Origin of the sequence: Pseudomonas sp. R62, assembly GCF_000257605.1 — a bacterium.
Classification (GTDB): Bacteria; Pseudomonadota; Gammaproteobacteria; order Pseudomonadales; family Pseudomonadaceae; genus Aquipseudomonas; species Aquipseudomonas atacamensis.
Genome location: NZ_JH635999.1, coordinates 2,068,709 through 2,078,843 on the forward strand (window position 1 = coordinate 2,068,709; position 10,135 = coordinate 2,078,843).

At 61.4% G+C, this 10,135-nt stretch carries 10 protein-coding genes and 1 pseudogene; 3 read left to right on the forward strand and 8 right to left on the reverse strand.

The features are described from left to right. The 3 genes from hcnB to OQK_RS27155 form a co-directional block, all read right to left on the reverse strand. The coding region (gene hcnB / locus OQK_RS27140; RefSeq protein ID WP_016775224.1) for a cyanide-forming glycine dehydrogenase subunit HcnB at positions 1-1,279 on the reverse strand (1,279 nt) is incomplete at its 3' end. Next, the gene (locus tag OQK_RS27145) at positions 1,276-1,590 is read right to left on the reverse strand and encodes a (2Fe-2S)-binding protein (protein ID WP_016775225.1); all 315 of its coding nucleotides are present in this window, start codon (positions 1,588-1,590) and stop codon (positions 1,276-1,278) included. The genes hcnB and OQK_RS27145, both read right to left, overlap by 4 nt. 418 nt (positions 1,591-2,008) lie before the next feature. After that, on the reverse strand, positions 2,009-2,938 hold the full coding sequence (locus tag OQK_RS27155) for a hypothetical protein (protein WP_016775227.1): 930 nt from the start codon (positions 2,936-2,938) through the stop codon (positions 2,009-2,011). A gap of 308 nt (positions 2,939-3,246) precedes the next feature. Here OQK_RS27155 and OQK_RS27160 point away from each other — a divergent pair, with 308 nt between their 5' ends. Continuing rightward, a complete protein-coding gene (locus OQK_RS27160) occupies positions 3,247-3,930 on the forward strand; it encodes a response regulator transcription factor (RefSeq protein ID WP_016775228.1) in 684 nt (227 codons plus the stop codon). Beyond that, the gene (locus tag OQK_RS27165; RefSeq protein ID WP_016775229.1) at positions 3,908-5,302 is read left to right on the forward strand and encodes a sensor histidine kinase; all 1,395 of its coding nucleotides are present in this window, start codon (positions 3,908-3,910) and stop codon (positions 5,300-5,302) included. Before OQK_RS27160 ends, OQK_RS27165 begins: the two co-directional genes overlap by 23 nt. A gap of 48 nt (positions 5,303-5,350) precedes the next feature. On the opposite strand, the gene OQK_RS27170 is transcribed toward OQK_RS27165, so the two are convergent. The 4 genes from OQK_RS27170 to OQK_RS27185 form a co-directional block, all read right to left on the reverse strand. After that, positions 5,351-5,761: an SRPBCC family protein gene (locus tag OQK_RS27170; protein WP_016775230.1), complete on the reverse strand. Its 411-nt coding sequence runs from the start codon at positions 5,759-5,761 to the stop codon at positions 5,351-5,353. A gap of 21 nt (positions 5,762-5,782) precedes the next feature. Next, positions 5,783-6,580: an SDR family NAD(P)-dependent oxidoreductase gene (locus OQK_RS27175; RefSeq protein ID WP_016775231.1), complete on the reverse strand. Its 798-nt coding sequence runs from the start codon at positions 6,578-6,580 to the stop codon at positions 5,783-5,785. Between the two features lie 351 nt (positions 6,581-6,931). Further along, complete coding sequence (locus OQK_RS27180) at positions 6,932-7,600, reverse strand: HAD-IA family hydrolase (protein ID WP_016775232.1); 669 nt, start codon at positions 7,598-7,600, stop codon at positions 6,932-6,934. A gap of 56 nt (positions 7,601-7,656) precedes the next feature. Then, entirely contained in the window at positions 7,657-8,070 is a 414-nt protein-coding gene (locus OQK_RS27185) for a response regulator (protein ID WP_016775233.1), read from the reverse strand. Between the two features lie 198 nt (positions 8,071-8,268). On the opposite strand from OQK_RS27185, the gene OQK_RS27190 reads away from it, so the two are divergent. After that, on the forward strand, positions 8,269-9,210 hold the full coding sequence (locus OQK_RS27190) for a class I SAM-dependent methyltransferase (protein WP_016775234.1): 942 nt from the start codon (positions 8,269-8,271) through the stop codon (positions 9,208-9,210). A 55-nt stretch (positions 9,211-9,265) separates the two neighbouring features. Here OQK_RS27190 and OQK_RS27195 read toward each other — a convergent pair. After that, positions 9,266-10,044 (reverse strand): annotated as a pseudogene (locus OQK_RS27195) (helix-turn-helix transcriptional regulator). Between the last annotated feature and the right edge of the window lie 91 nt (positions 10,045-10,135).

Consider the following 10,135-nt stretch of genomic DNA (forward strand, 5'->3'; position numbering starts at 1 on the left):
AGCCGACACACATCCGCCCCTGACAATCGCCCATGCTCACGCGGGTGCGCATTTTCAGGCTGGCGATGTCTTGCACACCCTGCTCCAGCGCCAGATCGATGTCGGCGCGGGTCGCATGTTCGCAGCGGCAGATCACCGTGTCGGCTGCGGGCAAAGCGATCTGACCAACGCCGCGCTCGGTGTAGCGATCCACCGCCGCACGAAAGCGCACGATGGCTCTGAGCTTGCTCGCGTAGCGATCGCGGCGCACCCGGGCCAGCTCGGCGTCGAGCACACCGCGTTGCAGCAGGATCGAAGTGGCGGCGATCTTGCCGGCGAGCATCGCCGCTTCGCCGCCGCGGATCCCGCCCATGTCGCCGGCCAGATGCACATGCGCCACGCTGCTTTGCTGCCAGACATTGGCGTGCGCACGCAGGTAGCCATCGTCGCTGAAGCCGTGATCTAGGCCCATCTGCTGGCTCAATTGCGTGCGCGGAATAAAACCGTAACCCACCGCCAGCGTCTGCGCTTCGAAACGCTCGACCCGCGACAGATCCGCCTCCCACGTCGACGAATACGGCGCGACGCTGACACTTTTCAATTCGCCCTCGCCGTGGGCTTCGACCACCCCCCAACCGTAGTTCATCGGGATGCCGTGCAACTTGAGGTAAGCGAGCATGCTCAAACCGTCGAGAAACAACTGCGGCTTGTTCAAGAGCGCCAGACTCTCGCGGGCGATCTTGCCGAATGCACACGCCTCGTAGACGCCAGCGACACGCACGCCGGAGGCATGCAACTGGGTCGCAACCAGCGGCAGCAACGGCCCGGTGCCGGCGATGATCACCGGCCCCCGCGGCTTGACCACGCCACTCTTGATCTGCAATTGCAGGCCGCCGAGCAGAATCACTCCCGGCAACGTCCAGCCGGGAAGCGGCACGCTGCGTTCATGGCAACCGGCGGCCAGCAGCAGTTGCGGATAAGCCATCTCGTGCAGCTGTTCATCGCCATCGAGCACCACCAGAGCGCGGGTGCCTTCGGCGCCGACCACCCGATGGTTGAGGCGCACGTCGATCAGCCCTGACTGCTGCTGAAATTCACCGTGCAGTTTGTCCAGTGCTTCGGAATAACGCGGCCCGAGATAATGCAGCTGCACGCCATCGCGCAACGGCCCGCGATAGACCACACCGCCGAGGCGCGAAGCCTCTTCGAGCAAGGTGCAGCGCACGCCGTGGCGCGCCAGTTCGATGGCCGCCGCCATCCCCGCCGGCCCGCCGCCGACGATCAACGGTTGCAGGCTCATACAACCTCCTGCGCGACGACGCGGTTGACTCGGGTTTCAATCTGCATGCCGTCGCGGACCACGGTCTGGCAGGCGCGGCGTTTGTGGCGACCGTTGATTTTCACCAGACAGCACTGGCACACGCCCATGCCGCAATAGGCGCCGCTGATTTGATCGTGATCGTTGCGTGCGATCTGGCGCACGCCGAGGGACTGGATGACGCTGAGAACGGTTTCGCCAATGGCGGCGCTGACCGCTTGGCCGTTGATGTGCACGGTCATGTCCGCCTGCACCAAGGGCTGGATATCGAAGGTTCTTTCTAGGCAGTTCATTACGGTGTTCGTCCGTGAAGATTCAGTTGAGGTTGTGACAGCTCCTTGCTGCACTACGCCTCGTCGACGCTTTTATTGCTGTGTTTTCAACGTCGACGCGGATACTTCGTCAGCGCAACAAGGTGCGCGACAAGCACTGTAGCTCATACCTCAGCAAAGGCCTGGATCATTTACGGTAGGCGATATCGCCAGGGGAAATATTGATCCAGGCCAGTGAAAATGGCGGGATGGAAACGGTTAGTTGGAGAAGACGAACTGGCCCCGCAGAAAGCAAAAAAGCCGCTTTCACCCGAAGATGAAAGCGGCAGAGGCATCCTGCCTCAGAGGGATCAGTGTACGAACAGGGCGATCAGGATGATGATCGGGATCGGTACGCCGAGGAAAAACAGCAGTAATGAGCGCATGGTGACTCTCCTTTTTAACGGACCGGAGTGGTAGTGGTGTAGGTGTCGACTTCAACGTACTCGACCGCATCGCGACGACGACCGCCGAAGGTGGCTGCCAGGCTGGCAAAGAACGCACCGGCCAGCAGCGCGACGAACATCCACAGCGAGGTGTAGGCAGCGACTTTCGCGGCGGTGTCGGCGGCTTGCTGGGCTTTCAGTTTCGCGTCAGCGATGGCTTTCTGGGTGTTGGCGTAGATTTCGTCGACACGACGTTCAGCATCGGCCTGGCTCAGGTTGGTACGTTGCGACACCAGTTGTGCGAGGTAGGTGCGGTCTTCGGCGCTGAGCTGACCGTTGGCCAGGCTCTGGGCGAAGATGCGGGTCACGGTGCCGCGTGCGGCGTCATCGCTGACGGCAGCCGGACGGTCGTCACGGAACAGACTGTCGACGAAGTAGCCGTACTGATCGCTGTCAGTATTGGCTGCGGCAGAACCGGCGGCCTGGCTCATCGCACCGGCAGCACCGCCGACGACGTTAGCCCCAGCCTGCACACCGCCGCTCACGACGCTGCTGACCGAACCGACCACCAGCACAGCGGTGACCAGCGTGGCGACGCACCAGGCGAGGAAGCCGTGGGCGGTGTCGCGGAAGTAGACTTCGTCACCGTGCATGTTTGCCCATTTCACCCGCAGACGACCGGCAATGTAGCCGCCCATGCCGGAAGCAATGATCTGCGTCACAGCCAGCCAGACAATCGTCGAAATGCCCAGGCCCTTGGCGCTCACGCCCTCTCCGGCCCACGGTGAAACCGCCGAAAAGCCCAGGCCAAACCCGAGCAGCACCAGAATCATCGACAGCGCGGCGGCAGCCGCAGCACCGGCGAAGATCGCGCCCCAGGACACGCCTGACACGCTGCTCGACTCTTCCACGGCAGGATAATAGCCATCAGGGGATCTATTCATTGTTGTAGTGCTCCAGGCATGAAAAATGATGTTACAAGTCGTCGGGTGAGGAATTGCAGCGACCGTGCCAGTTGCAGCAACTAAATAAATCCATGCTTTTCAACAATTTAGAAAGTTTGAACTTCCCTGCTCCGTGCAATTTGCAATAAACGCTTAACACCTGCGGGTTTTCTGCATTGGTGACCGAGGACCAGATTCGATCAGTTCTGGTTTGCCTGAGCGACGAAGATGAAAGTTAATTTAAAGCGTCACGGTAAATTCTTGGCAAAATGCTGCCATTCCGTTTGAACCGATCAGCAGGCCTGCCTATGACTCGTATCTTGACCATCGAAGACGACGCCGTGACCGCGCGGGAAATCGTTGCCGAACTGAGCAGCCACGGGCTGGATGTCGACTGGGTCGACAATGGCCGCGAAGGCCTCGACCGCGCCGTGAGCGGCAACTACGACCTGATCACCCTCGACCGCATGCTGCCCGAGCTGGATGGTCTGGCCATCGTCACCACCCTGCGCACCATGGGCGTGGCGACGCCGATTCTGATGATCAGCGCCCTCTCCGATGTCGATGAGCGCGTGCGCGGTTTGCGTGCCGGTGGCGATGACTACCTGACCAAACCGTTCGCCACCGATGAAATGGCTGCGCGGGTCGAAGTGTTGCTGCGCCGGCAAAACAGCGTCGCCACCCAGGCCACGACATTGAACGTCGCCGACCTCGAACTCGACCTGATCAGCCATGAAGCCCGCCGCGCCGGACAGGTGCTGACGCTGCTGCCCACCGAATACAAACTGCTCGAGTTTCTGATGCGCAACAGCGGCCAGATTCTCTCGCGGATGATGATTTTCGAAGAGGTCTGGGGTTATCACTTCGACCCGGGCACCAACCTGATCGACGTGCACATCGGCCGTCTGCGCAAGAAGATCGACGCAGCCGGCAACGTTCCGCTGATCCGCACGGTACGGGGCTCCGGCTATGTCATTGCCGAACCCGTCTGACGGCTGGCGTTCCTCCAGCAGCCGCTTGCTGGCGCTGTACAGCTCGCTGTTCGTGGCGTGGAGCGCGATCCTCATGGGGGTCATGTACTACGAGGTATCCGGCTACCTCGACAAACTCGCCAAACATTCGTTGATGCAACGCCAGCATCTGTTCTCGCATTTTCGCGGCGAGCAACTCGAAGACGCCCTCGCGGCCAGCATGACCTTCGATATTCGTGGTATCGACGCCTATGGTCTGTTCAGCGCTGACGGCGTTTACCTGGGCGGCGCACTTCAGCAAATTCCCGAAGGACTACCGCTCGACGGCAAGATCCATATGCTCGCCGAGTGCGCCGATTCCGATGACCCGACCCTGCCGAACGACAGCTGCGATGCTGTGGCGACCCAGACTCGCGACGGTCGCTGGCTGGTGCTGCTGCGTGACAATGGCTCGCTGTTCGCGGTGACGCGGATCATTTTGCACGCGTTGTTCTGGGGCGTGTCGCTGACGATTATTCCCGGGGTCGCCGGCTGGCATCTGCTGCGGCGTCGACCGTTGCAGCGCATCCGCGCGATTCAGAACAGCGCCCAGGCCATCGTTGCCGGCGACCTGACGCACCGCTTGCCGCTGTCCAATCGCCGCGATGAACTGGACATGCTCGCCGCCATCGTCAACGCCATGCTTGAGCGCATCGAGCGCTTGATGAACGAGGTCAAAGGTGTCTGCGACAACATCGCCCACGATTTGCGCACGCCGCTGACCCGTTTGCGCGCGCAGTTGTATCGGATGCAGCAACAGGCGGGCGAAGGTTCGCAAGAAGCGGCGCAACTGGATCTGGTTCTGGCTGAGGCGGACACGCTGATGGCGCGGTTTCGCGGGTTGCTGCGGATTTCCGAACTGGAAGATCGCCAGCGCCGTTCAGGTTTCGTCGAACTTGATCCGGTGCGTTTGCTGGAGGAGTTGCACGAGTTCTATCTGCCGCTGGCCGAGGAAGGCGATCTGCGCTTTCAGTTGAACATGCCGGAGACGCTGCCGCCGCTCAATGGCGACCGCGCGTTGCTGTTCGAAGCGTTGGCGAACCTGCTGAGCAACTCGATCAAATTCACACCGCCCGGCGGCACGGTGATGTTGCGTGGGGTGAATGCCAATGGCCAGACGCGGATCGAGGTTCACGATTCAGGCCCGGGGATTCCCGAGGCTGAACGTGAGGCGGTGTTCCAGCGGTTTTACCGCACCGAGGGTGGCCAGCCGCAAAGCGGTTTTGGTCTGGGACTGTCGATTGTCGCAGCGATTGTGAGCGTGCACGGCTTCAGTCTTGAAGTCGGCAGCAGCGATCTGGGCGGGGCGAAACTGGTGCTGGATTGTCGGCAGAGTTTGATCAGCCAGGCCTGACGTCTCGCGCCGATCGTTCCCACGCTCCGCGTGGGAACGATCTGCGTCTCAGGTCGGGTAATTCGCCCGCAAGGCTTCGAGCCCGCCCTGATAGATGCCGTTGAACAACGCCACCACTTCTTCATCGCTCACGCCGAGCGCATTGAAGCGCCCCGACCACGTCACCCGCGCGCCCTGCCCTTGGGCTTCGACCTTGATCGTCGCCAGGTAATCGCTGGCCGGGAACGGTGCCTGATCAATCGAATAGCTGTAGGTTTTTGCGGCGTTATCGAAGGTCTGCAAACGTTCGACGACCACGCCGCCGTCAGCGGTTTGCAGGGTGCGCACTCGCCCGCCTTCGCTCAGTTCGCTGTTGGTGATCAACGGCAGCCAGTCCGGCAGCGTGTTGAAGCCGCCGATCAATTGCCAGACCTGATCGGCCGAGGCCGGGATGTCGATGGTTGCAGATGCTGTTGGCATAAAACCTCTCTTTCGGAAAATTCAGATTGTCAGGCTGTCGACCACACCGCCATCGACGCGCAACGCCGCGCCCGTGGTGGCCGAGGACAGCGGTGAAGCAATGTACGTGACCAGATGCGCCACTTCCGAAACATCCGCCACGCGCTGGATGATCGAAGTCGGACGGGCCTTGCGCACAAAGGCGTCGGCTTCGTCGCGCAGCTCGCGCCCGGACTCGGCGGCCGCGTCTCTGAGCATGTCTTGCAGGCCGTCGGTGAAGGTCGGCCCCGGCAGGATCGCATTGACCGTGACCCCGGTACCAGCCAGACGTTTGGCCAGGCCGTGGGACACCGCGAGGTTGGCGCTTTTGGTCACGCCGTAATTGAGCATGTCAGCCGGCGTCGCCACCCCGGATTCCGATGACAAAAAGATCACCCGGCCCCAACCCTGCTCGACCATTGCCGGCACGTAATGCCGCGCCAGGCGCACGCCGGAAATCACGTTGACTTCATAGAAGCGCGTCCACTCACTGTCGGGAGTCTCGAAGAAATCGACGTCGTTGAAGATGCCGAGGTTGTTGACCAGAATGTCCGCGCGCGGTTCGGCGGCGAAAAGCTTTTCCGCGCCCTCGGCCGTGCCCAGATCGGCGGTAAGACCACGCAACTGCGCGCGGGGCACCGCTTCGCGTATGCTCGCCAGCGCCTGCTCGACCTTGGCCATGTCGCGACCGATGACCACCACCGTCGCCCCGGCTTCGGCCAGCGACTGGCTGATGCCCAGACCGATGCCGCCGGTACTGCCGCTGACAATGGCCAGTTTTCCACTCAGATCGATCTTCATGCGTTTACCTCATTAGCAAGGAGTTCCACCGCGCTCGACTTTGGCGACGATTTCACAAGCATGGATCAGCGTAGTTGCGATATTGCCGGCATGGTCGAGCTGCCGACCGGTGACGGGGATGTGGTTTGATCGACGATCCCCTGTGTCTGGCAGACCGTAGCCCCTCACCCTAGCCCTCTCCCGGGGGAGAGGGAACCGAACGAGTTGTGCTGAATTTGCCGTCGACCTGAAAGACCATAGCGATTATGGATTCAGAGAAGACCTTTCACGTCGGCGTATTACCTGAATATCCCCCGGTCAGTCCCCTCTCCCTCCGGGAGAGGGCTAGGGTGAGGGGCATTTCGGAACAGATCAGATTTCCGTCAGACGAAGCAGACCATCGGCGCCGACCCTGACGCCGATCGCATCGTAACTGGCCAACGTCGCATGCGCCGTTTCGATCGGGTGCTGGTGCGTGGTGGTGATGATCATCAGTGCAGCGCCCGCCGCTTCCGCAGCCTGAATGCCAACCGTGGCGTCTTCAAAAATTAGACAGTCTGCCGGCTCGACACCGAGCTTTTTCGCCGCCAGCAGATACCCCGCAGGATCAGGCTTCCCAGCCTTCACATCTTCCGCCGTGATCATTACCGCCGGCTCGGGAATACCCGCCGCCGCCATCCGCCGCAACGCCAGATCGCGAGGCGCCGACGTCACCATCGCCCAACGATTTTTCGGCAGCGCGTTGAGAAATGCCGCCGCCGCAGGAATCTCGACAATGCCTTCAACGTCATTGATTTCCGCTGCGGTGATGAACGCTGCTTCTTGCTCGGCATCCACGCCCGGCAGATTCAGCCGGGTGATGGTGTCGATCGCCCGCGCGCCATGGATGGTCGGCAGGAACGTCTCGACATCAACGCCATGGCGCACCGCCCACGCTGACCAGATGCGCTCGGCGGCGGCGATGGAGTTGAGGACGGTGCCGTCCATGTCGAACAGGAACGCGCCGAACGCGCGATCAAAAACCGATGCTTGTGCAGACAAGAGAGCAAATCCTCTGACAGTTGGCCGGGCAGCCTGGCCAGGCAATGTAGCACTTGTCAGTGCAACTGCGGCGCCTTGGATTTGAACGCGCTTTCCACACAGTCGAGCAACTGTCCGATCGCCCACGGCTTCTTGATGAACGCCACCGAGTGCTTGACCCCGGAGGTCTCGGGCGTTTCATAGCCGGACATGACCATCACCGGTTTTTCCGGCCAGCGGTCGCCGAACAGATTGGCCAGGTCCGCGCCGTTAAGCGTGCCGGGCATGGTGATGTCGGTCAGCAGCAGCGCAACGTCGGCTGCATGTTTTTCCAGATACAGTGAGGCGGCGTCGGCGCTGGTTTGCGGTTCGACCTTGAACCCTTCCTCCTGGAGAATTTCGCAAAGGAACTCCAGAATCAACGGATCGTCCTCGACAACCAGAATCAACCCGCCAGGAAGGTGCGCGCTCGACGTAGGTGTAGGGCACATGAACAGCACTCCCCCGAATTACATTTTTGATAAGCGGTTTTGAATCCGCTGCTTATCAGGTATGAGCAGCGCGCCTTGTAGAAATTCACTTTTGATACAGCAGATTTCGCCAAGGTGTTGTTTTTCGAAGCGCAGCGCCCGTCCGCCCCCCTATTTATGGTTAAAATGCCGCCCCTTTGCCCGGCCGACTCCTGACCAATGACACCTGAAGCCTTCGCCACCCTCCGCGCCCGATTGCTGCCCGCACTGGCGGCGGCGCCCAGCGAAACCCGCCGTTTTTTTCACGGCCGCGGGCGCTGCTGGCCGGGGCTGGAGCAGCTGACCGTGGACTGGTTGCAGGGCGTGGTGCTGGTGTCGCTGTTCAAGGAACCGGCGCCTGAGCAGCTGCAAGATCTGCGGGATTCGCTGCTGCTCCTCGCCGCCTCGGCCGAGTGGCAGCAGTCCGGCGCGCACACTTTGCTGATCCAGCATCGTTATCTGCCGCAGAGCACGGCCGAATGGCTGATCGGGGAGGAAATCGAAGAAATGACCATCGTCGAGGGTGGCTTGCAGTACCGCGTTGACCTGGGGCGCAAGCAGAACGCCGGGCTGTTTCTCGATATGCGTTACGGACGCAACTGGGTGCGCGAACAGGCGGCGGGCAAGCGGGTGTTGAACCTGTTCGCCTACACCTGCGGCTTTTCCGTGGCGGCAATGGAGGGTGGCGCCAGCCATGTGGTCAACCTCGACATGTCCCGCGCCGCGCTGAGCCGAGGTCGCGACAATCACCGCCTGAACGGCCATGACCTGAGCAAGGTCAGCTTTCTCGGCCACGATCTGTTCAAATCCTGGGGCAAAGTGATCAACAGCGGCCCGTACGATCTGGTGATCATCGACCCGCCATCGTTTCAGAAAGGCAGCTTTTTGCTGACCAAGGACTATCAACGGGTGCTGCGCCGCTTGCCGGAACTGTTGACCGCGCAAGGCACGGTGCTGGCGTGCATGAACGACCCGTCGTTCGGTTCCGACTTTCTGATTGATGGCGTGACCCAGGAAGCGCCGAGCCTGCGCTTCGAGCAACGGCTGGACAATCCGCCGGAGTTTCCCGATATCGATCCAGAGAGCGGCCTGAAAGCCCTGGTCTTCCAGCGCAGCCACTGACACAGCGTAAGTTCACCTGTGGGAGCGAGCCTGCTCGCTCCCACACAAGTTTTGATCAAAAAGATGTCGGCCGCAGCACCAGCGCAAATAACTCTCCATGCCCGGTGACATTGAGCTTGTGATAGAGATTGCGTCGATGCACCTTCACGGTCTCCGGCGAAATCCCCATCTGCTGGGCCATCGCCTTGCTGGAAAAGCCCTGCAGGATCAGGCGCGCCGTGTCGATCTCGCGCGCGGTCAGCCGGGCATCGAAACGGTCCAGCAACGTCGCCAGATCACTCACCACCGCTTCAGCCTCCGGCCCTTGGGGCGGCAGCAACTGTATGTGGCGATGCATCGCCGCCAATACCCAGTCACGTACGCACAACAGTCGGCCCTGCTCGGCCATGCCAAACGCGGTCGAGCGGCCCAGGGACAAGCCGAGTACCGCGCCTTCGACGTTGATCAGAAACTGCAATTCATCCTCGCCCACCACGGCACGAAAGTAGCTCTGGTAGTACTCGCTGTGCAGAAACTGATCCGGCGCAACGGACGCCAGGCTGTGCAGGCCGTCGCTGATCCCGCTGACGGCGGCTTGATAAAACGGATCGAGCAGGTACATGCCGGCGGTATAACTGGCCAGCTCCTGCTGGTCGTCCACGTAGCCCTTGCTGTCGAAGTCGATCAGCAAACGCGGCGGCTGGCCGGCCTGCATCAGGGCGACGAGGGCATTGTCCAGCGGCACCAGCAGGCGCAGGGTGTCGACCAGCGCGCGCCAGAAACCGTCCTGCCCGAGGTGAAAAATACCCGCGCCAGACTCTGATGCACCGGCAATTCCTGCAACAACGCGTCCACGCACTACCCCTTTCGAGTAACCCATGATGGGAATGGGGCTGGTGTGACCGGCCCGTTAGCCTGACCACTCCAGTTCATCACCGGCCTGCTC

Bases quoted from the DNA above. Each gene is read 5' to 3' on its own strand.
- OQK_RS27170 (WP_016775230.1), bottom strand. From the start codon at position 5,761: ATGCCAACAGCATCTGCAACCATCGACATCCCGGCCTCGGCCGATCAG.
- OQK_RS27165 (WP_016775229.1), top strand. From the start codon at position 3,908: ATGTCATTGCCGAACCCGTCTGACGGCTGGCGTTCCTCCAGCAGCCGC.
- OQK_RS27160 (WP_016775228.1), top strand. From the start codon at position 3,247: ATGACTCGTATCTTGACCATCGAAGACGACGCCGTGACCGCGCGGGAA.
- OQK_RS27145 (WP_016775225.1), bottom strand. From the start codon at position 1,590: ATGAACTGCCTAGAAAGAACCTTCGATATCCAGCCCTTGGTGCAGGCG.
- OQK_RS27155 (WP_016775227.1), bottom strand. From the start codon at position 2,938: ATGAATAGATCCCCTGATGGCTATTATCCTGCCGTGGAAGAGTCGAGC.
- OQK_RS27185 (WP_016775233.1), bottom strand. From the start codon at position 8,070: ATGTGCCCTACACCTACGTCGAGCGCGCACCTTCCTGGCGGGTTGATT.
- OQK_RS27175 (WP_016775231.1), bottom strand. From the start codon at position 6,580: ATGAAGATCGATCTGAGTGGAAAACTGGCCATTGTCAGCGGCAGTACC.
- OQK_RS27190 (WP_016775234.1), top strand. From the start codon at position 8,269: ATGACACCTGAAGCCTTCGCCACCCTCCGCGCCCGATTGCTGCCCGCA.